At 60.4% G+C, this 26,475-nt stretch carries 23 protein-coding genes; 13 read left to right on the top strand and 10 right to left on the bottom strand.

What is annotated here, in order from left to right; translation table 11 throughout:
- Positions 1-90: 90 nt before the first annotated feature.
- The 4 genes from CAF63_RS15145 to aspA form a co-directional block, all read right to left on the bottom strand.
- Entirely contained in the window at positions 91-1,089 is a 999-nt protein-coding gene (locus CAF63_RS15145; RefSeq protein WP_085686014.1) for an AraC family transcriptional regulator, read from the bottom strand.
- A 167-nt stretch (positions 1,090-1,256) separates the two neighbouring features.
- On the bottom strand, positions 1,257-2,261 hold the full coding sequence (locus CAF63_RS15140) for an asparaginase (RefSeq protein ID WP_085686012.1): 1,005 nt from the start codon (positions 2,259-2,261) through the stop codon (positions 1,257-1,259).
- 167 nt (positions 2,262-2,428) lie between these two features.
- On the bottom strand, positions 2,429-3,874 hold the full coding sequence (locus CAF63_RS15135) for a sodium:alanine symporter family protein (protein ID WP_085686010.1): 1,446 nt from the start codon (positions 3,872-3,874) through the stop codon (positions 2,429-2,431).
- 533 nt (positions 3,875-4,407) lie between these two features.
- Positions 4,408-5,832 (bottom strand): aspartate ammonia-lyase, encoded by a 1,425-nt coding sequence (aspA, locus tag CAF63_RS15130; protein WP_085686008.1) that lies wholly within the window; start codon positions 5,830-5,832, stop codon positions 4,408-4,410.
- A 180-nt stretch (positions 5,833-6,012) separates the two neighbouring features.
- Here aspA and CAF63_RS15125 point away from each other — a divergent pair, with 180 nt between their 5' ends.
- Positions 6,013-6,924, top strand: coding sequence for a LysR substrate-binding domain-containing protein (locus tag CAF63_RS15125; RefSeq protein WP_085686006.1), 912 nt, complete (start codon positions 6,013-6,015; stop codon positions 6,922-6,924).
- Between the two features lie 97 nt (positions 6,925-7,021).
- Here CAF63_RS15125 and CAF63_RS15120 read toward each other — a convergent pair whose 3' ends face one another.
- Positions 7,022-7,636, bottom strand: a complete 615-nt coding sequence (locus tag CAF63_RS15120; RefSeq protein WP_085686004.1) for a hypothetical protein — start codon at positions 7,634-7,636, stop codon at positions 7,022-7,024.
- Positions 7,637-8,148: 512 nt separating this feature from the next.
- On the opposite strand from CAF63_RS15120, the gene purE reads away from it, so the two are divergent.
- The 4 genes from purE (at position 8,149) to CAF63_RS15100 (ending at position 10,730) form a co-directional block, all read left to right on the top strand.
- Positions 8,149-8,640, top strand: coding sequence for a 5-(carboxyamino)imidazole ribonucleotide mutase (purE, locus tag CAF63_RS15115; protein WP_007954291.1), 492 nt, complete (start codon positions 8,149-8,151; stop codon positions 8,638-8,640).
- Positions 8,641-8,650: 10 nt separating this feature from the next.
- Positions 8,651-9,733 carry a 5-(carboxyamino)imidazole ribonucleotide synthase gene (locus tag CAF63_RS15110; protein WP_085686002.1) on the top strand — a complete coding sequence of 361 codons (1,083 nt, stop codon included), beginning with the start codon at positions 8,651-8,653 and terminating at the stop codon, positions 9,731-9,733.
- A 111-nt stretch (positions 9,734-9,844) separates the two neighbouring features.
- Entirely contained in the window at positions 9,845-10,090 is a 246-nt protein-coding gene (locus CAF63_RS15105; protein WP_003229635.1) for a GlsB/YeaQ/YmgE family stress response membrane protein, read from the top strand.
- A gap of 103 nt (positions 10,091-10,193) precedes the next feature.
- On the top strand, positions 10,194-10,730 hold the full coding sequence (locus CAF63_RS15100) for a DUF3299 domain-containing protein (protein WP_085606207.1): 537 nt from the start codon (positions 10,194-10,196) through the stop codon (positions 10,728-10,730).
- Between the two features lie 125 nt (positions 10,731-10,855).
- On the opposite strand, the gene CAF63_RS15095 is transcribed toward CAF63_RS15100, so the two are convergent.
- Entirely contained in the window at positions 10,856-11,755 is a 900-nt protein-coding gene (locus CAF63_RS15095; protein WP_085686000.1) for a D-hexose-6-phosphate mutarotase, read from the bottom strand.
- A 57-nt stretch (positions 11,756-11,812) separates the two neighbouring features.
- Positions 11,813-12,217, bottom strand: coding sequence for an acyl-CoA thioesterase (locus CAF63_RS15090; protein ID WP_003229628.1), 405 nt, complete (start codon positions 12,215-12,217; stop codon positions 11,813-11,815).
- Positions 12,218-12,594: 377 nt separating this feature from the next.
- On the opposite strand from CAF63_RS15090, the gene CAF63_RS15085 reads away from it, so the two are divergent.
- Positions 12,595-13,893 (top strand): MFS transporter, encoded by a 1,299-nt coding sequence (locus CAF63_RS15085; protein ID WP_085685998.1) that lies wholly within the window; start codon positions 12,595-12,597, stop codon positions 13,891-13,893.
- Positions 13,894-13,907: 14 nt separating this feature from the next.
- On the opposite strand, the gene CAF63_RS15080 is transcribed toward CAF63_RS15085, so the two are convergent.
- Positions 13,908-14,399: a nucleotide-binding protein gene (locus CAF63_RS15080; RefSeq protein ID WP_085685996.1), complete on the bottom strand. Its 492-nt coding sequence runs from the start codon at positions 14,397-14,399 to the stop codon at positions 13,908-13,910.
- Positions 14,396-15,454: a helix-turn-helix domain-containing protein gene (locus CAF63_RS15075; protein ID WP_085685994.1), complete on the bottom strand. Its 1,059-nt coding sequence runs from the start codon at positions 15,452-15,454 to the stop codon at positions 14,396-14,398. The genes CAF63_RS15080 and CAF63_RS15075 overlap by 4 nt, the downstream gene beginning before the upstream one ends.
- A gap of 187 nt (positions 15,455-15,641) precedes the next feature.
- Between CAF63_RS15075 and CAF63_RS15070 the strand changes: the two genes are divergently transcribed.
- From CAF63_RS15070 to CAF63_RS15040, 7 genes are all read left to right on the top strand, one after another.
- The gene (locus tag CAF63_RS15070) at positions 15,642-16,643 is read left to right on the top strand and encodes a phosphate ABC transporter substrate-binding protein PstS (RefSeq protein ID WP_085685992.1); all 1,002 of its coding nucleotides are present in this window, start codon (positions 15,642-15,644) and stop codon (positions 16,641-16,643) included.
- 476 nt (positions 16,644-17,119) lie between these two features.
- On the top strand, positions 17,120-19,153 hold the full coding sequence (locus CAF63_RS15065; RefSeq protein ID WP_178081294.1) for an ABC transporter permease subunit: 2,034 nt from the start codon (positions 17,120-17,122) through the stop codon (positions 19,151-19,153).
- 16 nt (positions 19,154-19,169) lie between these two features.
- On the top strand, positions 19,170-20,840 hold the full coding sequence (gene pstA, locus CAF63_RS15060; RefSeq protein ID WP_064600499.1) for a phosphate ABC transporter permease PstA: 1,671 nt from the start codon (positions 19,170-19,172) through the stop codon (positions 20,838-20,840).
- A 142-nt stretch (positions 20,841-20,982) separates the two neighbouring features.
- A complete protein-coding gene (gene pstB, locus CAF63_RS15055; protein ID WP_065258233.1) occupies positions 20,983-21,816 on the top strand; it encodes a phosphate ABC transporter ATP-binding protein PstB in 834 nt (277 codons plus the stop codon).
- Positions 21,817-21,887: 71 nt separating this feature from the next.
- Positions 21,888-22,649 (top strand): phosphate signaling complex protein PhoU, encoded by a 762-nt coding sequence (gene phoU, locus CAF63_RS15050; protein ID WP_007954334.1) that lies wholly within the window; start codon positions 21,888-21,890, stop codon positions 22,647-22,649.
- Between the two features lie 189 nt (positions 22,650-22,838).
- Entirely contained in the window at positions 22,839-23,795 is a 957-nt protein-coding gene (locus CAF63_RS15045; protein WP_085685987.1) for a response regulator, read from the top strand.
- Between the two features lie 208 nt (positions 23,796-24,003).
- Positions 24,004-24,900: a M23 family metallopeptidase gene (locus tag CAF63_RS15040; protein WP_085685985.1), complete on the top strand. Its 897-nt coding sequence runs from the start codon at positions 24,004-24,006 to the stop codon at positions 24,898-24,900.
- Positions 24,901-25,027: 127 nt separating this feature from the next.
- Here CAF63_RS15040 and CAF63_RS15035 read toward each other — a convergent pair whose 3' ends face one another.
- On the bottom strand, positions 25,028-26,368 hold the full coding sequence (locus tag CAF63_RS15035; RefSeq protein WP_007954342.1) for a hemolysin family protein: 1,341 nt from the start codon (positions 26,366-26,368) through the stop codon (positions 25,028-25,030).
- Positions 26,369-26,475 lie beyond the last annotated feature (107 nt).

Here is a 26,475-nt window from a genome sequence, read left to right as displayed (position 1 = left end):
GCGGCGCGGAGCGAATCGGAGAACGGCCAGAGAGGCCAAAAGGGGATCGATGTGGCCAAAAATGCTGACCTGATATCGCCCCTGGACGGTTTAACCGTGTGGACGGAACTGACTCGGCGCCACGCCGCTCCAGCGCACGAACGCATGGCGGAAGCTCGCGGTTTCGCTGAAACCCAGGGTTTCGGCGATGCGGTAGATCGGCAACTGGTCCTCGCAAAGCATTTGTTTGGCTCGCTCGAAACGCAGTTCGTCGAGCAGTTCCTGATAACTGCAACCCATGTCCTTCAGATGCCGGCGCAAGGTGCGCGGCGAGCAGTTCATCTGCTGCGCCAGACCTTCCAGCCCCGGTGCGGCGTTGAGTTGCGCGCTGAGCAACTGACGGATCCGCCCCAGCCACGCCTGACGACCGGTGAACTCGGTGTTCTGCTTGCGGCAGCGCTCGGCCATGGCCTGGTGGGTGATGATGTCGGCCAGCGGCAGCGGTTGGTCGAGCCAGCGCCGGTCGAAGGCGAAAGCATTGTCCTTGGCGCCGAAATGCAGGGGCGCCTTGAAGTGGTCGGCGTAGCTGTCGCGATAGTCTGGCGCGGCGTGTTCGAAGCGGGTGGCGAGCAGCGGTAGCGGATGGCCGAGCAGGTCATCGCAGATGACTTTCAGCGACACCAGGCAGAACTCGGCGTTGAACACTGCCATCGCCGGGCTCTCGCGATAATCGGCGGCGACGAACCAGACGCGCTCGCCGTCGTCCTCCAGGCTCAGCTCGAAAAGTGTTCCCAGCAGCGCCGGATAACGGATCGCCAGCCGCAAAGCGTCACCGAAGGTGGCACAGGTCAGCAGCGCGTAACCGAGGATGCCGTAGCAGGAAACGTGCATGCGCCGGCCCAGTTCCAGACCGATGTCGTGCTTGAGCGCGACCGCGTTGGCGCAGACCTGCATCTCCTGATTGGTGGTGATGCGGGTGTCGGCCCGGCTCAGATCCGCCGCACTGATGCCGCTGCCAGCCAGCAGCGCTTCGCTGGACAGGCCTTGATCCCTGAAGGTGTTGAGCACCAGGGCGACGGCGTTGAGGGTGGTGAGGTGGGAGTGGAGCATAGGGTCTTCCAGCCTTGGGGTACTGGAAGCGGCAGCAAGTTGTGTGCCGGACGAAGAGTCAATTGCGGGAGCGGGCTTGCTCGCGAATGCGTTGTGTCAGACGACATCAACGTATCTGACATGCCGCTTTCGCGAGCAAGCCCGCTCCCACAGGGTATGACGTGGTCTCAGACCAACTCACCACACAGGTCGAGTTCGACCAGACGCCGTACTTCAGCTGTCTCAAGGCCTGCGCCCAACAAAGCATTCAACTTGCCGAACGCTGCTTCGCGAGTCATCCCTCCACCGGACAACACACCAACGCCACGCAAGCGGCTTCCCGCTTCGTAGATATCCAGTTCCACGCCACCTTCATGGCACTGCGTGACCGCAACCACGACGACACCTTTATCCCGCGCACGGCCGAGGCTGGCGAGGAACTCCGGGTTGTCGCTCGGCCCGGTGCCGCTGCCGTAGCACTCCAGCACCAGACCCTGAATGCCGCTGTCGAGCAGGCTGTCGATGATCTCGGCGCCAATGCCCGGGAACAACGGCAACACCGCCACCCTGGCCAGTTGCTTGGGCTGGCTGTAGTTCAGCGCTGCAGGCAGGGAAGTTGCCTTCACACCGCCGCCCTGACGTTCCAGACGTTTGAACGGATGACGGCCGAAGCTGCGCACTTTTGCGCAACGGGTCGGCGCCAGCAGTTCGCCGTGGAAATACAGATGCACACCCGGCGCCAGGCCGTGGCCGAGGGCGACCAGCGCGCCGCTGAGGTTTTCCCAGGCGTCGCTGTCGGTAACACCCGCCGGCAGCATCGAGCCGGTGAAGCACACGCGGGCATGCAGGCCGAGCAACTGGAAGCTCATGGCGGCGGCGCTGTAGGCCAGGGTATCGGTGCCGTGCAGGATCAGCACGCTGTCGCAGCCTTGCACATCGACGGCGTCGACCACCGCTTCTCGCAGTTGCTGCCAGTAAGCCGGGGTCATGTTGGCGCTGTCGATCAGCGGCGACATCTCGCGAAAGCGCCACTGCGGCACCACCAGCTCAGGCTGGCTATGCAGGTAGTCGCGCATCCGCGCTTCGAAACCGGAGGCCGGGGCCAGACCGTTGGCGCTGGCCTGCATGCCGATGGTGCCACCGGTGTACAGCACCATGACGTGCTGGGCAGCAGGGTAGGTCGAGGAATTCATGGGGATTCTCCGAAACGATGAGGTCCTGTGGGAGCGAGCTTGCTCGCGAAAGCGGTGTGTCAGTCAGCATATGTATCAACTGAACGACTGCATTCGCGAGCAAGCTCGCTCCCACAGTTTTTCGAACTGTAACTGACAGGCGCGGGGATGCGCCCGTCATTCATCCATCAGCGTTGCGCTGCAGGGATGCCTTGCGGCTGAGCGTTGGCCTGGGTGTCGGCCGACGGATTGGCAGGCCAGGCCTTCAGGTCCAGATCCAGATCGCTGAACTTGCTGGAGTCGAACACCGGCTGGTCGACGCCGGCGCGGCGCTGCGCGTCGTAGTCGCGCATCACACGCATGCCGACCTTGAACAGCAGGGCCAGGGCCACCAGGTTGACGAAGGCCAGGCAGGTCATGGTGATGTCGGCGAAGGCGAACACGGTCGACAGGTCCTGCATCGAACCCCAGACCACCAGCGCCAGCACCAGGCCGCGGAACGTCATCAGCGCCGCGCGGTTGCGGGTGAGGAACTGCAGGCTGTTTTCGCCCAGGTAGTAGTTGTAGAGGATGCAAGTGAAGACGAACAGCGACAGCGCGACGCTGACGAACATGCGGCCCCAGTCACCGACCACGGCGGCCAGCGAGTTCTGGGTCAGGACGATGCCGTCACCTTCGAAGCCCGGGGTGTAGAAGCCCGACAGCAGGATCAGCAGCGCGGTGCAGGTGCAGATCACGAAGGTGTCGAGGAACACGCTGAACGCCTGAACCACGCCTTGAGCGCCAGGGTGCTTTACGGCAGCCACGGCGGCGACGTTCGGCGCACTGCCCAGGCCCGCTTCGTTGGCGAACACGCCACGTTTCACGCCCATCACGATTGCGCTGCCGAGCAGGCCGCCGAAGGCCGGGTCGAGACCGAAGGCGCTCTTGAAGATGGTTTCCAGCATGGCTGGCACGTGTTCGATCTGGGTGCCGATCACGTACAGGGTCACGCCGATGTAGGCCAGGGTCTTGATCGGAACCAGCAGATCGGACACCGAAGCGATGCGCTTGATGCCGCCGATGAAGGTAATGGCCAGCAGCACTGCCAGGACGATACCGGTGTGTTGCGGATCAAAGGCAAAGGCGTTTTGCAGCGAGTGGGTCACGGTGTAGGACTGCAGGCCGATGAAGGCGAAGCCATAGGTGACGAGCAGCAGGATCGAGAACACCACCGCCATGCCTTTGAGCTTCAGGCCATGCTGGATGTAGTAGGCCGGGCCGCCACGGTACAGGCCGTCGCCATCGGCGCGCTTGTAGACCTGGGCCAGCGTACATTCGAAGAAGCTGCTGGACATGCCGACCAGAGCGGTCACCCACATCCAGAACACTGCGCCCGGACCACCGAGGGTCACGGCGATGCCGACACCGGCGATGTTGCCCGCACCGACGCGGCCGGCGAGGCTGAGCATCAAGGCCTGGAACGAGCTGAGTTGCCCGGCGCTGCCTTTGAGGCTGTCGCGGAACACCGCGAACATGTGGAAGAAGTGGCGCAATTGAACGAAACGCGAGCGAATCGTGAAGTAGCTACCGAGCCCGACAATGAGCACGATCAGTACTTTCCCTGAGAGGAAGTCGTTGATGACTTCGAGCATGGATTTTTCCTCGCTGTTTATTGTGTAAGCAAATGCTGGATGGTCGGAAACATCGCGTTACACCGGTGCGCGCGCGGCACAACGGGCGAGGCGAGGATTTCGTCCCGGATCCATATCGCGGGTTTGTTATTAGTTCGGGTTTCGCATGGGTTATGGCCTCGTTACCGACGACCGCTCACGCGAAGAGGGGCGGCACTATACCGATCAGTGCGGCGCCCGTCTGCACGGTTGTGGTGCAAGCGACGAAACGAAGCTTTGAAACACCCGACGTTACCGGCGTCGGGCTTGTGCGGGAGCTGCTTTTCTGTGGGAGCGAGCTTGCTCGCGAAGGCGGTGGGTCAGGCACATCATTGCTGACTGTGCTGCCATCATCGCGAGCAAGCTCGCTCCCACATTGGTCAGTTCCCAGACATACGTTTTTCACTGCCAAATAGTTAAAAAAAAGGGCTCGGGGAATGATCCCCAAGCCCTCAAAAGGTGAGAGGTGTCTAGTCCCTCGACCTGGTGAGCGGTGCTACAAGTAACGCGTCGGATCAGGCCTTCAGAGGCACCAGACGCGGAGCAATCATGTTTTCCGGGCGCAGGATGTCGGCGAGCATGGCTTCGTCGAGCAGACCTTCTTCGCGCACCAGTTCCAGCACGCCGCGGCCGCTTTCAAGGGCGATACGGGCGATGCGGGTGGCGTTTTTGTAGCCGATGTACGGGTTCAGTGCGGTGACCAGGCCGATCGAGTGTTCGACCAGTTCGCGGCAGCGCGCTTCGTTGGCGGTGATGCCGACGATGCAGTGCTCGCGCAGCATGTCCATGGCGCGTTGCAGCAGGCGGATCGAGTCGAGGATCTTGAAAGCGATCAGCGGCTCCATCACGTTCAGTTGCAGTTGGCCGCCTTCGGCTGCCATGGTCAGCGCCAGATCGTTACCGATGACCTGGAATGCAACCTGGTTCACGGCTTCCGGGATAACCGGGTTGACCTTGCCTGGCATGATCGAGCTGCCTGGCTGACGCGCCGGCAGGTTGATTTCGTTGATGCCGGTGCGCGGGCCGCTGGACAGCAGGCGCAGGTCGTTGCAGATCTTCGACAGCTTGACTGCGGTGCGCTTGAGCATGCCGGAGAACAGCACGAAGGCGCCCATGTCGGAGGTGGCTTCGATCAGGTCGGCGGCTGGCACCAGCGGTTGGCCACTGATCAGGGCCAGACGCTGTACGGCCAGGGCCTGATAGCGCGGGTCGGCGTTGATGCCGGTGCCGATCGCGGTGCCGCCCAGGTTCACTTCGGTCAGCAGTTCCGGGGCCAGCGTCTTCAGACGGGCCAGGTCTTCGCCCATGGTGGTGGCGAAAGCGCGGAACTCTTGACCCAGGGTCATCGGCACGGCGTCTTGCAGCTGGGTACGACCCATTTTCAGGACGTGATTGAATTCTTCACCCTTGGCCGCGAATGCCTGAATCAGGCTGTCGAGGCTGGCCAGCAGCGCGTCGTGACCCAGCAGCAGACCCAGACGGATCGCGGTCGGGTAGGCGTCGTTCGTCGACTGCGCCATGTTCACGTCGTCGTTCGGGTGCAGGTACTGGTACTCGCCTTTCTGGTGACCCATCGCTTCCAGAGCAATGTTGGCGATCACTTCGTTGGCGTTCATGTTGGTGGAGGTACCGGCGCCACCTTGAATCATGTCGACCACGAACTCTTCGTGGAAATCACCGCGGATCAGACGTGCACAGGCTTCGCTGATGGCAGCGTGCTTGGCTTCGCTCAGGTGACCCAGCTCACGGTTGGCGTCAGCAGCGGCCTGTTTGACCATTGCCAGACCGACAACCAGCTTCGGGTAGTGCGAAATCGGAACGCCCGAGAGGCGGAAGTTGTTCACCGCTCGCAGGGTCTGGATGCCGTAATACGCTTGAGCAGGGACTTCCAGGGAGCCAAGCAGGTCGTTTTCTGTGCGGAATGATGCAGCGGAGGACATGATAGAAATCATCTCGATAGGGACCCGGTCTGTGCCGGAACGCTGCGAATGCTAGGCTTGTGGGAATTTTTGGGCCAATGCTGTTAAACACTGCCCTATGCACATTCGGCATAATACCCGTGTGACGCCGCGTGCGCGGCAGACGTGTGACCTGTTTTGGTGCGTGTCCGGGAGGACGTGATGAATCTGGAAAGCAAATGGCTCGAGGACTTCAGTGCTCTGGCCGCCACCCGTAGCTTCTCGCAGGCGGCCGAACGGCGCTTCGTGACCCAGCCGGCCTTCAGCCGGCGGATCCGCAGCCTGGAAGCAGCGCTGGGCCTGACGCTGGTCAACCGCTCGCGCACGCCGATCGAGCTGACGGCGGCAGGGCAACTGTTTTTGGTAACCGCGCGCACGGTGGTCGAACAGCTCGGTGAAGTGCTGCGCCATCTTCATCATCTGGAAGGCGGGCAGGGCGAAGTGATTCAAGTGGCGGCGGCACACTCGCTGGCGCTCGGTTTCTTCCCGCGCTGGATCGCGCAACTGCGCAACGAAGGCCTGAACATCGCCACCCGGCTGGTGGCGACCAACGTTGGCGACGCGGTGCACGCGCTGCGTGAAGGTGGCTGCGATCTGATGCTGGCGTTCTATGACCCGGACGCAGCGATGCAGATGGACCCGGAAATTTTCCCGTCGCTGCACCTGGGCCAGACCGAAATGCTTCCGGTATGTGCGGCGGATGCCAATGGCAAACCGTTGTTCGATCTCGAAGGTGAGGCCAGCGTACCGTTGCTGGCCTACAGCGCCGGGGCGTTTCTCGGCCGTTCGGTGAACGGATTGCTGCGCCAGCGTCAGCTGCGCTTCACCACAATCTACGAAACCGCCATGGCCGACAGCCTTAAAAGCATGGCCCTGGAAGGATTGGGTATCGCCTGGGTGCCGCAACTGAGCGTGCGCGCCGAACTGGCCCGGGGTGAACTGGTGGTCTGCGGCGGCCCGCAATGGCATGTGCCGCTGGAAATTCGCCTGTACCGCTGCGCGCTGGTGCGCAAGGCCAATGTGCGGTTGTTGTGGCGCAAGCTGGAAGGCGGGGCGGCGAGTGGCAGCAACTGAATGAAAGCAGAAGCGAATTTGTTTTTCGCCTCTGCCAGGTCAGGTGAGCTTGATCAAAATACGAGAGCTCGTGAGATGCGGCAGGTTTGCATCAGTCTCAATCGTCGTCCCAGTCGTCTTCGGGGCGCGGCCTGGCTTGCTGTGCAATCGGTTCGTCCAGGTATTTGCGGATGTTTTCTCTGTTTTTATCACTGAAGCGTTTGGCATTGCTTCGAAGTGATGAGAAGTCATCACTCGTCATGATTGTTTCGCTCCACCATCCATTGTACAGGATTTCGCTGTCTTCATGAGTTGCGCCGAACATGTGGCCTGCTTCGTGAGCAGGAACCATGTCGCTTCTTATCGAGGCTAAACTTGCGTAACCCTTGATTTGTGCAATTCCCATTGTGCTCTGATTTATATTGTCGCGGGTCAGCAGTAGATACTTGTTGAATCTGGTGTGTGAGTCTTTCAGGAGCTGGGAGCCGAAATAGCTTCTTAATTTTTCTGCCCATGCGTCCAAAGAGCCGGCGGCAGATATTTTCTTATAATCAAAGCCACTCAAGGTTTCTGCTTCTGACGGGCTGAACATGTTGACTGATAGCTTGCGGCCGGAAAGTTCCTGGATTTCGTCGGTAAACCAGGAAAAATGGGTGTTGTACAAGCCTCGTCTGCTGTCGTCCGATAAGTCCTCATGGATGAAGACATTCAGTGTTAATGGCTGTTTGGTCATGTTCCTTTCCTTAGGATGATTCCAATTGACTTGATAGTGATGGGCAGGCGTGATGGTGCCGACTGTCCTGTCGTTGCGATATTGGAAGTGCTTTTAATATGAATTTGTTGCTGTGCAAATAAAGTTATTTATTTGTGGTTTCTTGGTGGGCTCTCTTTTTTATTTCATGCTTGGTTGTATATCATTTAAGTTTTTTTGAGGCTCTTGGGAATGTTTTGATTTTTATTACATGAACTCATGCGGAAATTTGAGCACGCTCTCCATTCGACCTGTTGAGCATGTTTCCCGTGTGAAAGAACGAAGCGATATTCTTGAACCTCGAGTCAGCAAAATGTGTGGTTACGTTCAGATGACAGATGGTCGCCACGGGGGCTGTTTATTGCTTTCTTTGCGGTATACTGCGCGGCCTTCGGCCGGTTCGTCCGGCCATTTTTCCTACAACAAGCCACGCATCCTGCGTGGCTTGTTGTTTTTGACGCGCCTGCGGGCGCCCAGAGAGAAGAGGCGCGACGATGAGTGCACTGGTTGGCGTGATCATGGGCTCCAAGTCCGATTGGTCCACCCTTAGCCACACCGCCGATATGCTGGAAAAGCTCGGCATCCCTTACGAGGTCAAGGTGGTTTCCGCCCACCGCACCCCGGATCTGCTGTTCCAGTACGCCGAAGAGGCTGAAGGCCGCGGCATCGAGGTGATCATCGCCGGTGCCGGTGGCGCAGCCCACCTGCCAGGCATGTGTGCGGCCAAGACCCACCTGCCGGTGCTGGGCGTACCCGTACAGTCGGCCATGCTTTCGGGCGTCGATTCGCTGCTGTCGATCGTGCAAATGCCGGCCGGTATTCCGGTCGCCACCCTGGCCATCGGCAAGGCCGGTGCGATCAACGCCGCGCTGCTGTCGGCGAGCATCCTGGGCGCCAAGCATCCACAATTCCACGCGGTACTGAAAACCTTCCGTGCCGAGCAGACAGACAGCGTCCTGGACAATCCAGACCCACGTATTGCCTGAGGTTGTTGAGATGAAGATCGGTGTAATCGGTGGCGGCCAGTTGGGTCGCATGTTGGCCCTGGCGGGCACCCCGCTGGGCATGAACTTCGCTTTCCTCGACCCTGCGCCGGACGCTTGCGCCGCTGCGCTGGGCGAACACCTGCGGGCCGATTACGGCGATCAGGATCATCTGCGTCAGTTGGCCGATGAAGTCGATCTGGTGACCTTCGAGTTCGAAAGTGTCCCGGCGGAAACCGTGGCGTTCCTTTCGCAATTCGTGCCGGTCTACCCGAGCGCCGAAGCCCTGCGCATCGCTCGTGACCGCTGGTTCGAGAAGAGCATGTTCAAGGACCTGGGGATTCCGACCCCGGCGTTCGCCGACATCCAGTCGCAAGCCGACCTGGACGCCGCCGTCGCGTCGATCGGTCTGCCGGCCGTGCTGAAAACCCGCACCCTGGGTTACGACGGCAAGGGTCAGAAAGTCCTGCGCAAGGCGGAAGACGTGGTCGGTACGTTCGCCGAGCTGGGCAGCGTGCCTTGCCTGCTGGAAGGCTTCGTGCCATTCACCGGTGAAGTGTCGCTGATCGCCGTGCGCGCCCGCGATGGCGAGACGAAATTCTATCCACTGGTGCACAACACCCACGACAGCGGCATCCTCAAGCTGTCCGTTGCTAGCACCGATCACCCGCTGCAGGCGCTGGCCGAAGACTATTCCAGCCGCGTACTCAAGCAGCTGGATTATGTCGGTGTGATGGCGTTCGAGTTCTTTGAAGTCGACGGTGGGCTCAAGGCCAACGAAATCGCTCCGCGCGTGCACAACTCCGGGCACTGGACCACCGAAGGCGCCGAGTGCAGCCAGTTCGAAAACCACCTGCGGGCCGTTGCCGGTCTGCCGCTGGGTTCGACTGCCAAGGTCGGCGAGAGCGCGATGCTCAACTTCATCGGCGTCGTGCCGCCGGTGGAGAAAGTCATCGCCATCGATGATTGCCATCTGCATCACTACGGCAAGGCCTTCAAGGCCGGGCGCAAGGTCGGTCACGCCAATCTGCGCTGCAAGGACAAGGCGACTCTCGAGCAGCAGATCCTCAAGGTCGAAGCACTGATCGCCGAGTAACGACAGTTTCATCTGGCAGCGGCGGAACCATTAAGGGGCCGCCGCTCTCTCATGGCAGGATGCCAAAGTCTGACTAGGCTTGGGCATATATACTATTCAGAGGGAAATGCCATGGGAATTATCGGAACCATCTTTATCGGCCTCATCGTCGGCCTGCTGGCGCGGTTCCTGAAACCGGGCGATGACAGCATGGGCTGGATCATGACCATCCTGCTCGGTATCGGCGGTTCGCTGGCAGCCACCTACGGCGGCCAGGCCCTGGGCATCTATCAGGCAGGTCAGGGCGCCGGCTTCATCGGCGCGCTGGTCGGCGCGATCGTGCTGCTGGTGATCTACGGCCTGATCAAAAAGAACTGATCCAAAGCGACAAAGCCCTCTCTGCCAATCCGGCAGGGAGGGCTAGAATGCTCGGCGATTCAGCGTTCCCTCCTTATTCGAGCATCCTTTACCGAGCACCTCCATGCGCCGTCTTCTATTGACTCTCCTTTTGCTGGGCAGCGGTCTGGCTCACGCCGGCGATCTGCCGGAAACCGACTGGCTGGAACTGATGCCCAAGTCGGATCAGAAAGCCCTCGAGGCCATGCCTGAAATCGACCACAACTCCCCGGAAGCCACCGGCACCTTCACCCAGAAAGGCGGGATGAAGCAGGCCAAAGGTTTGCCGGCGGTGATGTATTCGACCAAGACCGTGGCGTCGATGAATGATAAACACATCCGCATCGGCGGTTATCCGGTGCCGCTGGAATCCGACGCCAAGGGTCGCAGCACGTTGTTCTTCCTGGTGCCGTACCCGGGCGCCTGCATCCATGTGCCGCCACCGCCACCGAATCAGCTGGTGCTGGTGCGTTATCCAAAAGGTTTGAAGCTGGATGACATCTACACGCCGCTGTGGGTGACCGGCACGCTGAAGATCGAAAAGGTCAGCAATGACTTGGCCGATGCGGCGTATGCGCTGGAAGCGGACAAGGTGCGGGTGGTGCAGGAGTCCGATCTCTAAGACTTGGCGCAGAACCCAATGTGGGAGCGGGCTTGCTCGCGAAAGCGGAGTGCCAGTTACATCGATTTGTCTGACACAACGCCTTCGCGAGCAAGCCCGCTCCCACAGTTATTTTGCGCTAGGGTTTAGAGCGATTTTGAACCGACGCTGACACCCATGGTGTGGCTGGCATCCGGTGCCAGGTTCACCACGTCGTTCATCACGTTCGCCGTCTCGATGCACAGCATGCGCTGCCAGCCGTTGTTGTCCATGTCGCTGAACGCGGCGGCTCGGTCGATCCACGGGTTCCAGATCACCGCCGTGCGTGAACCGCTGGCGGTCAGCACGATGCGCCGTTCCCAGGCCGGATCGACGATGCTCAGTTGCGGCGGGGCATCGAGGTAGATGCGGTCGGTTTCCCCGACAAAACGCAGGTCGCCTTGCTGGTTTTTGGTTTTCCAGTCATCCAGGGTCTCGATGTAATCCAGGCCATCCACGCCTTCGACACGCACGTTGCGCACATCGCTGACGGCGAAATAGCTGTGCAGCGCCTGGCTGATGTGGACGGTGTCGGCACCACGGTTGTGGCTGGTCAGGCTGATGTGCAGTTGATCGTCGAGGCGCAGGGTCAGGGTCAGGTCGACCTGATGCGGCCAGCCCGGAAAACCGCCTTCGGGGTAGGGCAGTGTGAACTCCACCTTCAGGCTTTCGCCTTCGGTTTCGATGCCGCCCAGTTCCCAATCCATCGCCCGGACAAATCCGTGGGCGCCGGCCGGTTCTTCGCTCGTGCGCATCGCCTGCACGCTCTGCGGGTTGCGGGCGAAGACGCCAAACCACGGCCAGCACACCGGCACGCCGGCGCGGATGCTCTTGCCGGTCTTGAACACGGCCTTGTCGTTCAGCCAGATCAGAGGCGGCTGGCCGTCCACCTGATAACTGAGAATGTGCGCGCCTTGCTGGGCCACCAGCACTTCGGCCTGACCGTGGCGGATGCGCCAGCAGTTCAGTTCATCCAGTTTCACGGCTTCAACGTTGGGCGTGTTCATGGGACAACTCTCGATCAGCAACTTGGACGACTATCGACCGTGAAACGGCCGCGAGGTTTAACGTGCGCGTGGCGGAACCGAACGGGTGCGGCCGCTGCCATCGATGGCAACGAACACGAACACCGCTTCGGTCACTTTACGCCACTCGCTGGACAGCGGGTCGTCGCTCCACACCTCGACCATCATCTGGATCGAGCTGCGGCCGATTTCCAGGGTCTGGGTATAGAAGGACAATTGCGCGCCCACGGCGACCGGCACGAGAAACGCCATACGATCGATGGCAACGGTCGCGACACGACCGCCGGCAACACGGCTGGCCATGGCAGTGCCGGCCAGGTCCATCTGCGCCACCAGCCAGCCGCCGAAAATATCGCCGAAGCCGTTGGTTTCGCGGGGAAGTGCGGTGATTTGCAAGGCCAGGTCGCCTTGCGGGATCGGATCTTCTTGTTCGAGCTCTATCATGCCGGGGGTGCCTCTGACCCGTGACTCTTCGTTAGTGCTGCTGGTGGTAGCCGTCTTCGGGAAAAACGATTCAGCACCGAACATACTACGTTCGTCACGTTTTCCATCAGGCGCCTAAGGAGAAACTCTGCGAAACCGGCTAATCCCGAGCAAGGGTCGGGCCAACGACGTTTTCGCACAGCAACCCCTTACAAACCGGAGCAAGGTTGCGAGTATATCGGTCGGTAGACTCCGCGACGACCGTCCGGTTCTGATTTCGACCGGCAAATACGCGCCTCTATGTGCTTTTTCGAACAATTTGCTATGGTGCCGAACCTGCCCGAGCCGCAGCCAGCGTTGTTGTGGCGGCAGATCCGACTATAAGAGAAGACCTTGCCATGACCACAGCGCCCTCGAGCCTCGCGCAGCCCGATCAACCCGCACGACCGTTGACCCGCAATGACTACAAGACTCTGTCGCTATCGGCCCTGGGGGGCGCGCTGGAGTTCTACGATTTCATCATCTTCGTGTTCTTTGCCACCGTGGTCGGCAAATTGTTCTTCCCGGCCGACATGCCCGAGTGGCTGCGCCTGATGCAGACCTTCGGCATCTTCGCCGCCGGTTACCTCGCGCGGCCGCTGGGCGGGATCGTCATGGCGCACTTCGGCGACCTGCTGGGGCGCAAGAAGATGTTCACCCTGAGCATCTTCATGATGGCCGTGCCGACCCTGATCATGGGCCTGCTGCCGACCTACGCGCAGATCGGCATGTGGGCGCCGATCCTGCTGCTGTTGATGCGCGTCATTCAGGGCGCGGCGATTGGCGGCGAAGTGCCGGGGGCGTGGGTCTTCGTTTCCGAACACGTACCCGGCAAGCACATCGGCTACGCCTGCGGCACCCTGACCAGCGGCCTGACAGCGGGCATCCTGCTCGGCTCGCTGGTCGCCACTGCGATCAACAGCATCTATACGCCAACGGAAGTCTCGGATTACGCCTGGCGGATCCCGTTCCTGCTCGGTGGCGTTTTCGGTCTGTTTTCGGTCTACCTGCGCCGCTGGCTGCACGAAACCCCGGTGTTCGCCGAACTGCAACAACGCAAGGCGCTGGCCGAAGAAGTGCCGCTGCGCGCCGTGCTGCGCGACCATCGCGGGGCGATCGTAGTGTCGATGCTGCTGACCTGGCTGCTGTCCGCCGGCATCGTCGTGGTGATCCTGATGACCCCGACCGTGCTGCAAACGGTCTATCACTTCTCGCCGACCACTGCGTTGCAATCCAACAGCCTTGCCATCGTCTTCTTGAGCTTCGGCTGCATCATTTCTGGTGCGCTGGCGGATCGCTTCGGTGCCGGTCGGGTGTTCGTGTTCGGCTGCCTGGGCTTGCTGGCCAGTTCCTGGACCTTCTATCACAGCCTCGGCGATCACCCGAACTGGCTGTTCCCGCTGTATGCGCTGACCGGTTTCCTGGTCGGCACCATAGGCGCGGTGCCGTATGTAATGGTGAAAGCGTTCCCGCCGGTGGTGCGCTTCAGCGGTCTGTCCTTCTCTTATAACGTCGCTTACGCGATCTTCGGCGGCCTGACCCCGATGGTGGTCAGCCTGTTGCTTAAAGAAAGCGCGATGGGGCCTGCCTACTATGTGGCGGTGCTATGCGGGATGGGGATCCTGGTCGGCGCGTGGTTGTGGAGCAGAGGTCGCTGATTCAGTTTCAGAACTCAGGGCTTTCGCCAGCTCGAAAGCCTTGTTTCACACTCGCCAACCGGCAGGCGAGCACCGTGTTCGAGCATGTGAGCCAAAGCATTTGCGGCTTCTGTTTCGTCGATGACTTGGTGCTCTACCATTAAATCGAGCAGCCATAGCGCGCCGTGCACCTGTAGCCCATCTCTTTGGGCCTGACGGCGCAACCTGCCATCTCCAGTGAGTAAAGGACGACCCGTTTCCTGCGCAAGCAGGTAGCAGGAGACGTCGGCTAAAGAGCTGTTGTTGTGCTCGATCCTCAACCCCGACAATCGTATTACACCTGCCTCATCGAACGACTCGACAATCAACCCTTTATCGAGCAGTTCGTCGTGTGAAAAGTCGTCGAGTTCGTACATTACAAAGTCAGTGCAACACAGCGTAAACGGCAAGCTGAACATCTGCTCCAGTAATCCGGCATTTCTGAAGTCGATCCAGATATTCGTATCACTGATATAGATCAGACTCATGCACTCTCCAGTGAGCCCAAGAAATTGGGATCAAGTGCGCTCACTGGTTTGCGCAGGAGTTCAGCAGCCCGCGACTTGGTGATCAATCCTTCCGCCAATCCCCAGAACACCAGTGAATCAAAGCGCTGGGGTGGTTTGCACGGCAGAGGTTCAGGCTCAGCTTTGCGCCAGCCGTTGGCACTGAATTGAATAGTGAGGGATTTGTAGCCACTTTCGCTAAGTAGCTTCAAATCCTTCAGTCGTCTCAACGCAGCGTGCATTGATATTCCGTATTGGCGTTTGGCGATGAGTAGCTCTCGTGGGTGCACTCTGGACCGGGGATGGCTGCCGAAATCGCCGGTTACGCTTTTGGCGGGATAGAGAAATGCACCGGCAAAACGGTGACAACAGTTTTCTTTGTCTTTCTCCGGCATGTCTTCAGGTAACGCCATAACCCAATGGCCGAGCTCATGAGCAGCCGTAAATCGGATTCGCTCACCTGGACGGTCAGCATTCAAAGCAATCAATACATGGTCGCCGTCACCGGTAGCCGCGCAAGCTCCGTCAAAATCATCTGGGCCGTTGAGCATCGCAACCTTGATGCTGTGCTCTTCCAGTTGCTCAGTCAGATTGGCAATGGGATCGCTACCGATTCCCCAAAATTGGCGCAGCTTCTCGGCTGCGAGCTCAGCCTCTTCCAGGGTCGACACCGGGAGCATCTGCGCGGGGGTGGCAGGGGTGTGGATATCCGCAGGATCGAAGCATTGCTCAAGTGAAATGTAGCGTTCGAGATGTTCCCGAATTTTTTCTTCAACCTGAGCTTGGCGATACTTGGGCATTTTGGCCAGCTTTCGAAACTCAAGAGGTGCCAGCGGAATAACCTCCGCGCGGAAAAAATATTCGGGACTGACCTGAAGTGCCTTGGCCAGTTGCAGCAGGCGAGAAGAGTTTGGAGTGCTCAACCCTTTCTCATATTTGCTTAACGCTTGTTTAGTGATGTCGCCAAGCTGGGCCGCCAGACCCTCTAAGGTGAGGCCTCGTTGCAGGCGGGCGCGGCGAATTCGGTCGTTTATCATGAGTTCCTCTCGTGGTTGACAAGGCTATCTTTTGCATTTGATTTGTCAACCTGCTACGGAATTCATTTTTTGTGACGCCTCGGATGCTGGCCTTTCATCCAATTGTCATATTTCAGCCATAGAGTGTTCACACGGCCTGCTGATACTTGGCCCCGACTTAACACACCCTATCTGCTAGGAGTAAGGCATGAAACTGAAGCGTTTGATGGCGGCAATGACTTTTGTCGCTGCTGGCGTTGCGACTGCCAACGCGGTTGCCGCTGTTGACCCTGCTATCCCGAGCTACACCAAGACCACTGGTGTGTCGGGCAACCTGTCCAGCGTCGGCTCCGATACCCTGGCCAACCTCATGACCCTCTGGGCTGAGAACTACAAAAAAGAATACCCGAACGTAAACATCCAGATTCAGGCCGCGGGCTCCGCCACCGCGCCACCTGCGCTGACTGAAGGCACCTCCAACCTGGGCCCGATGAGCCGCAAGATGAAGGACACCGAACTGGCGGCCTTCGAACAGAAATACGGCTACAAGCCAACCGCTATCCCGGTTGCCGTGGACGCCCTGGCTGTTTTCGTACACAAGGACAACCCGATCCAGCACCTGACCATGGAACAGGTTGACGCGATCTTCTCGTCCACCCGTCTGTGCGGCGCCAAGAGCGACGTGAAAACCTGGGGCGACCTGGGCGTGACCGGCGACCTGGCCAACAAGCCGGTTCAGCTGTTCGGTCGCAACTCGGTATCCGGCACTTACGGCTACTTCAAGGAAGAAGCCCTGTGCAAAGGCGACTACAAGCCTAACGTCAACGAACAACCAGGCTCGGCTTCGGTCGTGCAGTCGATCAGCTCTTCGCTGAACGGCATCGGTTACTCTGGCATCGGCTACAAGACCGCCAGCGTGAAAACCGTTGCTCTGTCGAAGAAAGGCAGCACTGACTTCATCGAAGACACCGAAGAAAACGCCCTGAACGGCAAGTACCCGCTGTCGCGTTTCCTGTACGTATACGTCAACAAAGCCCCGAACAAGCCTCTGGCCCCGCTGGAAGCCGAGTTCGTGAAACTGGTTCTGTCGAAACAGGGCCAGGAAGTGGTCGTGAAAGACGGCTACATCCCGCTGCCAGCCAAAGTTGCTGCAAAAGCACTGGCTGACCTGGGTCTGCAGGAAGGCGGCGCTGAAGTCGCAAAAAAGTAACAAACTGAGTCAGGGGTGAACCCCGCCTGACTCCTGTGGGATCGAGCCTGCTCGCGAAGAGGCCTTCAGAATCAACAACTTAGTTGACTGAGCCAGCACTTTTGCGAGCATGTTCGCCCCCACACTCCCCGAATTCTTCTATCCACTGCCAGTGCCCTGCTGGCGGCGGATTTGGTGCGTCACTGCATTGTCATCTTTCTGTCATACAGGATCGCTAGGGTGTGCGCATGAATGATCTGGCCAATTCCAAAATGACTACGAACCCTCCCAAGCGCATTGACTTCAATACGCCTGAGTTGCAACGCAAGCGCCGCATTCGCGCGCTCAAGGATCGCTTCACCCGCTGGTACGTCCTCGTCGGCGGTCTGGCGGTGCTTGCAGCCATCACCCTGATCTTCTTCTTCCTCGCCTACGTGGTCGCGCCGCTGTTCAAAGGTGCTGACCTGAGCGCGAAAGATGCAATCACCCCGGCCTGGATGCAGGACGCCGGCAAGCCGCTGATGATTTCGCTCGAAGAGCAGAATCAGGTGGCCATGCGCGTTTCCGACAAGGGCCAGGCGCTGTTTTTCGACATCGACAGTGGCGCTGAACTGAAGCGCGTCGATCTGCCCCTGCCGGCAGGCGCCAGTGTGACCTCCATCGGCGAAGACCAGCCGGGCCATCCGCTGGTGGCCGTGGGCCTGTCCAACGGTCAGGCGCTGGTGTTCCGTCACACCTATAAAGTCAGCTACCCGGACGGCAAGAAAACCATCACCCCGGCCATCGAGTATCCGTATGGCGATGCACCGATCGCGCTGAACGAAAGCGGCGGCGCGCTGGAGCACGTCAGCCTCAACGCTACCGATTCGACCCTGATGCTGGTCGGTTCCACCGGTTCGCAACTCAATGTGCTGTCGTTGACCAGCGAAGAAAACATGATGACCGGCGAAGTCACCAACGAGCAGAAGCGTATCGATCTGCCGCAGATGACCGAGCCTGTGAAAAACATCTTCGTCGACCCGCGCCAGCAGTGGCTGTACGTGGTCAACGGACGTGCCCAGGCCGACGTGTTCAGCCTGCGCGACAAGAGCCTCAACGGTCGCTACAAGCTGCTGGAAAACGCCGACGCCCAAGTCACCGCCGCCACACAACTGGTGGGCGGCATCTCGCTGATCGTCGGTGACTCCAAGGGCGGTCTGGCCCAGTGGTTCATGGCTCGCGACACCGATGGCGAGCTGCGCCTGAAGCAGATCCGCACCTTCCAGATGGGCACTACGCCGATCGTTGAAATTTCCGCCGAAGAACGTCGCAAGGGCTTCCTGGCCCTGGATGCCAGCGGCAAGCTCGGCGTGTTCCACAGCACCGCGCACCGCACCTTGCTGGTCGATCAAGTCGTCGAGGGCCAAGGCCTGTTCGGCCTGTCGCCGCGCGCCAACCGCGTGATCGTCGAAGCCGGCGGCAAGCTGCAACCGCTGCTGCTCGACAACCCGCATCCGGAAGTCTCGTGGAGCGCGCTGTGGAGCAAGGTCTGGTACGAGAACTACGACGAGCCTAAATACGTCTGGCAATCGACTGCTGCCAACACCGATTTCGAACCGAAACTGAGCCTGTCGCCACTGACTTTCGGCACCCTGAAAGCCGCGTTTTACGCGATGCTGCTGGCTGCTCCGCTGGCCGTCGCCGCTGCGATCTACACCGCGTACTTCATGGCCCCGGGCATGCGCCGCAAGGTCAAGCCGGTGATCGAGCTGATGGAAGCGATGCCGACGGTGATCCTCGGCTTCTTCGCCGGCCTGTTCCTCGCACCGTATGTGGAAGGGCACCTGCCGGGTATCTTCAGCCTGCTGATGCTGCTGCCGATCGGCATCCTGATCGCCGGTTTCACCTTCAGCCGCCTGCCTGAATCGATCCGCCTGAAAGTTCCGGACGGCTGGGAAAGTGCGTTGCTGATTCCGGTGATCCTGTTCGTGGGCTGGCTTTCGCTGTACATGAGCCCGTTCATGGAGAACTGGTTCTTCGGCGGTGACATGCGCATGTGGATCTCCCACGACCTGGGCATCACCTACGACCAGCGCAACGCACTGGTGGTCGGTCTGGCCATGGGCTTTGCGGTGATCCCGAACATCTACTCGATCGCCGAAGACGCCGTGTTCAGCGTGCCGCGCGGCCTGACCCTGGGCTCGCTGGCCCTCGGTGCCACGCCGTGGCAGACCATGACTCGCGTGGTCATCCTGACCGCCAGCCCGGGCATCTTCTCGGCGCTGATGATCGGCATGGGCCGTGCGGTCGGCGAAACCATGATCGTGCTGATGGCCACCGGCAACACCCCGGTCATGGAAATGAACCTGTTCGAAGGCCTGCGCACCCTGGCCGCCAACGTCGCGGTGGAAATGCCGGAATCGGAAGTCGGCGGCAGCCACTACCGCGTGCTGTTCCTCTCGGCGCTGGTGCTGCTGTTGTTCACCTTCGTCATGAACACCCTCGCGGAACTGATTCGTCAGCGTCTGCGCAAGAAATACTCGTCGCTTTAAGCAAAGGTAGAAGTCTGTGAAACAGAACTCCCTGAAAGGATGGTTCAAGAGCGGCGCCCCCGGCGTCTGGATCAGCGGCGGCGCGGTGTCCATCGCGGTCATCATGACCATTGGCCTGCTGGCAGTGATCGCCGTGCGCGGTCTGGGTCACTTCTGGCCGGCGGATCTGATCCACGCCAGCTATGACGTACCGGGCCAAGGCCAGCATCTGGTCGTGGGCGAAGTGGTGCAGAAAGAAGAAGTGCCGCGCGCCCGTCTGAAGAGCGCCGGCCTGCCGGTGCCGGACGAAGGTCCGGAATTCATGACCCGTGAGCTGATCAAGGTCGGCAACCGTGACCTGAACGGCAACGACTTCACCTGGATCGTCGGCGAGTGGCTGACCGACCAGAAGAATCCGCCGGAGCTGATGGCGCTGGAGCGTCGTGAGTGGGGCAACTTCTACGGCTACCTGGTCAACGTCAAACAGGACGGCAAGGTGATCGCCGAAGGCGAAGCGGCCTGGCCTGAGCTGCAAGCGCGGATCAACCGCGTGAACGGCCTCGCCGCGCAGCTCAAGTCGCTGGAAAAAACCGATATCGGCGCAATCAACGCCGGCCTCGAGCGCATCCGTCTGCACGGTCGCAAGCTGGAGCTGGAAGGCAAACTCGACGCCACCGCGCAAGCGGACATGGAATCCGAGCGCGCCGAACTGAACGCCCGCTATCAGGACATCGAAGCCCGTCTGGCCGACCTGCACGCGCAGTTCAACCGTGATGCTTTGACCGCTCGTGATGCCAACGGCAAGGAAATCGAAATCGGTCTGGGCAAAGTGGTTCACGCCTACCAGCCGAACGCGATGGGGACGTTCACCAAGATCGGTTTCTACTTCAGCAAGGTCTGGGAATTCCTGTCCGACGACCCGCGTGAAGCGAACACCGAAGGCGGGATTTTCCCGGCGATCTTCGGCACCGTGATGATGACCCTGATCATGGCGATGATCGTGACCCCGTTCGGCGTGCTGGCGGCGGTGTACCTGCGTGAATACGCCAAGCAGAACACCCTGACCCGGGTGATCCGGATCGCGGTGAACAACCTGGCGGGTGTTCCGGCGATTGTTTACGGCGTGTTCGGTCTGGGCTTTTTCGTCTACGTGCTGGGTGGTTCGCTCGACCGTCTGTTCTTCCCTGAAGCGCTGCCGGCACCGACCTTCGGTACGCCGGGTCTGCTCTGGGCTTCGTTGACCCTGGCACTGCTGGCGGTGCCGGTGGTGATCGTGGCCACCGAAGAAGGTCTGGCGCGTATCCCGCGCACCGTGCGTGAGGGCTCGCTGGCCCTCGGCGCGACCAAGGCTGAAACCCTGTGGAAGATCGTTCTGCCGATGGCCAGCCCGGCCATGATGACCGGCATGATCCTCGCCGTGGCTCGCGCCGCCGGCGAAGTGGCGCCGCTGATGCTGGTGGGTGTGGTGAAACTGGCGCCGTCGCTGCCGGTGGACGGCAACTACCCGTACCTGCACCTGGATCAGAAGATCATGCACCTGGGCTTCCACATCTACGACGTCGGCTTCCAGAGCCCGAACGTCGAGGCCGCGCGGCCGCTGGTGTACGCCACGGCGCTGTTGCTGGTGCTGGTGATCGCCACCCTGAACCTGTCGGCGGTGTACATCCGTAACCACCTGCGCGAGAAGTACAAGGCGCTGGACAGCTGATTTGCAGCACTGATTTCTATGTGGGAGCGAGCTTGCTCGCGAAGGCATCACTGCGGATTCACAGAGACCCGCGTTGCCTGAATCGCCAGCAGGCTGGCTCCCACAAAAAATGAACCGAATTTGTTAGCACAGGGGATCTCCCATGCAGCACGAAACACATACCCACGGCATCAACATGTCTGCCCTGGGCCGCGACAAGCAGAGCCTGAACCTCGAGCAGGAAACCGTGGCCATCGAAGTGCCGGGCCTGAGCCTGTTCTACGGCGAGAAACAAGCGCTGTACGACGTCAGCATGAACATCCCGAAACAGCGCGTGACCGCCTTCATCGGCCCGTCCGGCTGCGGCAAGTCCACGCTGCTGCGTACCTTCAACCGCATGAACGACCTGGTGGACGGCTGCCGCGTCGAAGGCGCGATCAACCTGTACGGCAACAACATCTACCGCAAGGGCGAAGACGTGGCCGAGCTGCGTCGCCGGGTCGGCATGGTGTTCCAGAAGCCTAACCCGTTCCCTAAGACCATCTACGAAAACGTGGTCTACGGCCTGCGCATCCAGGGCATCAACAAGAAGCGCATCCTCGACGAAGCTGTCGAGTGGGCACTGAAGGGCGCGGCCCTGTGGGACGAAGTCAAAGACCGTCTGCATGACTCGGCACTCGGCTTGTCCGGTGGTCAGCAACAGCGTCTGGTGATCGCCCGTACCATCGCCGTGGAACCGGAAGTGCTGCTGCTCGACGAACCGTGCTCGGCCCTTGACCCGATCTCGACCCTGAAAGTCGAAGAGCTGATCTACGAGCTCAAATCCAAGTTCACCATCGTCATCGTGACCCACAACATGCAGCAGGCGGCACGGGTGTCCGACTACACGGCGTTCATGTACATGGGCAAACTGGTGGAATTCGGCGACACCGATACCCTGTTCACCAATCCGGCCAAGAAGCAGACCGAGGACTACATCACCGGTCGTTACGGCTGACAGTTGCGGGTTATTCACAGAATTGACGCTGCGGCCCGCCGCACCTTACCGGACGCTCCAAGGACGCCAACATGATTAGTAAAGAAGGCCTTACCCATCACATTTCCGCGCAGTTCAACGCCGAACTGGAAGAAGTGCGCAGCCACCTGCTGGCCATGGGCGGGCTGGTCGAGAAGCAGGTCAACGACGCGGTCACCGCGCTGATCGAGGCCGATTCGGGCCTGGCCCAGCAAGTGCGCGAGATCGACGACCAGATCAACCAGATGGAACGCAACATCGACGAAGAATGCCTGCGCATTCTGGCCCGTCGTCAGCCGGCGGCGTCCGACCTGCGTCTGATCATCAGCATCTCCAAGTCGGTGATCGACCTGGAGCGCATCGGCGACGAAGCGACCAAGATCGCCCGTCGTGCGATTCAGCTGTGCGAAGAGGGCGAAGCGCCGCGCGGTTACGTCGAAGTGCGTCACATCGGCGACCAGGTGCGCAACATGGTGCGTGATGCGCTGGACGCTTTTGCCCGCTTCGACGCCGATCTGGCGTTGTCGGTGGCGCAGTACGACAAGATCATCGACCGCGAATACAAGACCGCCCTGCGCGAGCTGGCGACCTACATGATGGAAGACCCGCGCTCTATCTCGCGGGTCTTGAGCATTATCTGGGTGCTGCGTTCGCTGGAGCGGATCGGCGACCACGCGCGCAACATCTCCGAGCTGGTGATTTACCTGGTACGCGGCACCGACGTGCGCCACATGGGCCTCAAGCGCATGAAGGAAGAAGTTGAAGGGACAAGTGGCGAAACCGCTAATGTTCCGGGCGATGCTGACGATAAGTAAGATTGCCTGAGAAAAGCGCCCGGCCCTTTGGCCGGGCGTTTTTGTTTCTGCTTTTCATGGGCAGATCCGAATTGGAAAGCGAATTAAAAAGCAGCACCCGCGAACGAAAAGTCCCGGCGTGACTGAAGAGTTTTGGCAATGTGCCATCAGCCAGCGTTATGCTTGCCGGGATTTTAATAGGGGTGTTGGATGAGCAAGATCAGTGTGTTGGTCGTGGACGATGCATCGTTCATTCGTGACCTGGTGAAAAAGTGCCTGCGTAATTACTTCCCGGGGATCCGCACCGAGGACGCCATCAACGGCAAGAAGGCCCAGGCCATGCTGGCCAAGGAAGCCTTCGACCTGGTGCTGTGCGACTGGGAAATGCCGGAAATGTCCGGCCTCGAACTGCTGACCTGGTGCCGTGAGCAGGACAACCTCAAGACCATGCCGTTCATCATGGTCACCAGCCGGGGCGACAAGGAAAACGTCGTGCAGGCGATCCAGGCCGGCGTCACCGGTTACGTCAGCAAGCCGTTCACCAACGAGCAACTGCTGACCAAGGTCAAGCAGGCCCTGAACAAGGTCGGCAAGCTCGACACCCTGATGAACAGCGCCCCGACCAAGATGAACTCGGCGTTCGGCAACGACTCCCTGAGCGCGTTGACCGGTGGCAAGGCTGCCGTGGTCGGTTCCGCACCGACTGCTGCTGCGGCCAACCCGTTTGCCAAGCCTGCCGCTGCGGCCCCGGCACCTGCCGCCGCGCCACAGCGTGGCCTGCTCAACAGCCCGCCGGTGAAAGCCCCGTCAGCCTCCAGCGCTCCGGCCGGTGGTCGTGGCCAGGGTCAGTTGCGCCTGCCGAGCGGCACCCAGCAATGCGTGATCAAGGCCCTGAGCATCAAGGAAGCGCTGTTGGTGGTGAAGCGCACCGACACCCTGCCGCAGATCCTCGACAGCGCCGTGCTGGACCTGGAGCAGGGCGACAACGCCGAAATCGCCCGCCTCAACGGCTACCTGCACGCCGTCGTCGCCCACGAGCCGAAACCCGACAGCGACTGGCTGCAACTGACCTTCCGCTTCGTCGACCAGGACGCGCAGAAGCTCGACTACATCTCCCGCCTGATCGCCCGCGGCACGGCGCAGAAGCACTTCGTTCCGGGCGCTTGATCTTCTTCGCCTGATAGGCCGCTTTCGCGGGCAAGCCCGCTCCCACCTTGGAATGCATTTCAAATGTGGGAGCGGGCTTGCTCGCGAAGGGGTCATCAAATGCACTACCCATCTCCTGCACCTGCCAATTTGAAACATCTGTCGACTAGCCTGGTCTGCTTGAGCTGCTAGGCTCATTCCCAGGCCTTACTCGACAGAACTTTTGCCCATGCCCCTGCGCCTGCTGTTTTTCTGTGGTCTGTTCATGGCCTCCACCTCGACTGTGGCCATGACGATCTACAAATCCACCGATGCCAACGGAGTGGTTTCGTACAGCGACCGTCCGAGCAAAGGCTCCCAGGTGTTCGTGTTTCAGGACCGGATGGTCGAGCGCCTCGAGCGCCAGGTCTATCTCGACATCAAGAAGCAGAAGGGCGCGGACGTGGTGTTCGTGCGCAACGACCTGTATGCGCCGGTCGAGGTGGCGCTGGCGTTTACCGGGTTGAGCAACGTGCGTGGCGCGCCGGCGCAAACGATCCGCCGGGTGCTGCCGGCACGCAGCAATACGCGGCTGGCGCTGCTGACTCCGGTGTCCGGCGGCAAGCCGCTGGTGTACACGCCGATGTTCCAGTATTCCCTCGGTGACCCGGCTGGCGCGGCTCAGGGCTATCGCTATCCGTTTCCGTGGCGTGGCGGGCCGTTCCGCCTCAGCCAGGGCGCCAATGGCGATTACAGCCACTTCGGGCCGAAGAACAAATACGCGATGGACATCGCCATGCCGGTCGGCACGCCGATCATCGCGGCGCGGGCCGGGGTGGTGGTGAAAACCGAGAACTCCCAGAGCGGGCGCGGCAACGATCCGTCCGGCAACTTCGTGCGGATCCTGCACGACGACGGCACGATGGGTGTGTACCTGCACCTCAAGCAAGGGTCGGTGAGTGTGCGGGAAGGGCAGCGGGTGACGGTGGGCAGCCCGCTGGCGCTGTCCGGCAACACCGGCAACAGCAGCGGCCCGCACCTGCACTTCGTGGTGCAGCGCAATACAGGAGGGGGGCTGGTGTCGATTCCGTATCAGTTCAACCAGCCGCTGGGGGCGTTGCCCAACTTTGCGTTGGGCAAGCAGTGATGGGGTGCCTGATCTGACGCCTTCGTCGGAACGCCGCCCGGAGCAAGCTCGCTCCCACAGGTCTTGCATCGTACTAGTGGGAGCGAGCTTGCTCGCGAAGGGATCGACTGGGTTTGGGATCAGCCAATCAATCCAGCATCAGCACCTTGGCCAGAATGATCTTCGGGCCTTTCATCTTCTTGATGATGATCCGCAGGCCTTCGACTTCCAGTACCTCTTCCTCTTCCGGAACCCGTTTCAGGGTTTCGTAGATCAGCCCGGCGAGGGTTTCGGCTTCAATGTGATCCAGGTCGATCCCCAGCAGGCGCTCGACCTTGAACAGCGGCGTATCGCCCCGCACCAGCAACTTGCCCGGCTGGTAGGCAAGGATGCCGCGCTCGGCCTTGCGGTGTTCGTCCTGGATGTCGCCGACCAGCACTTCCAGCACGTCTTCCATGGTCAGGTAGCCGATGATGTTGCCATCAGCTTCTTCGACCACGGCGAAGTGCGAGCCACCCTTGCGGAACTGCTCCAGCAGCTGCGACAGCGGCATGTGCCGCGACACGCGCTCCAGCGGGCGGGTCAGTTCGGCGAGGTTGAACGACTCGGGAATGTGGTCCAGCGCCGCCAGTTCCAGCAGCAGATCCTTGATGTGCAGCAGGCCGACGAATTCCTTGCGCTCGCTGTCGTACACCGGATAACGGCTGAACTTGTGGCGACGGAACATCGCCAGGATTTCTTTCAGCGGGGCGTTGAATTCGAGGGTGATCAGGTCTTCGCGGGAGTTGGCCCAGTCGACCACTTCCAGCTCGCCCATTTCCACCGCCGAAGCCAGCACACGCATGCCTTGGTCGCTCGGGTCCTGGCCACGGCTGGAGTGCAGGATCAGTTTCAGTTCTTCACGGCTGTAATGGTGCTCGTGATGCGGGCCGGGTTCGCCTTGACCCGCAATGCGCAGGATGGTGTTGGCGCTGGCGTTGAGCAGGTAGATCGCCGGGTACATGGCCCAATAGAACAGGTACAGCGGCACCGCCGTCCACAGCGACAGCAGCTCGGGTTTGCGGATCGCCCAGGATTTGGGTGCGAGTTCGCCGACCACGATGTGCAGATACGAAATGATGAAGAACGCGGTGAAGAACGAGATGCCTTTGACGACTTCGGCCGACTGCACGCCAACCGCACTCAGCAGCGGTTCGAGGATGTGCGCAAACGCCGGCTCGCCGACCCAGCCCAGGCCGAGAGAGGCGAGAGTGATACCGAGCTGGCACGCCGAGAGGTAAGCATCGAGCTGACTGTGCACCGTGCGCAGGATGTGCCCGCGCCAGCCGTGCTGCTCAGCGATGGCTTCGACCCGGGTCGAGCGCAGTTTGACCATGGCGAATTCCGCCGCAACGAAGAAGCCGTTGAGCAGAACCAGGATCAGAGCGAAAAGAATCATGCCGAAATCGGCGAATATTGTTGCGAGGGACAAGCCAGGGGAAGGGTCCATGATGGAGTTTTGCGGGTTCCGTGTGATTCGAAGAAAGAAAAATCCGCACCTGAAAAGGCAGGCGCAAGTCAGCCAATGTAGCGGCTGACCTGGCGATTGCCTAGTCC

Source organism: Pseudomonas sp. B20(2017), from assembly GCF_002113125.1.
GTDB lineage: Bacteria > Pseudomonadota > Gammaproteobacteria > Pseudomonadales > Pseudomonadaceae > Aquipseudomonas.
Note: the sequence above shows the minus strand (reverse complement) of the source record. Positions and strands in the feature narration are given on the sequence as shown.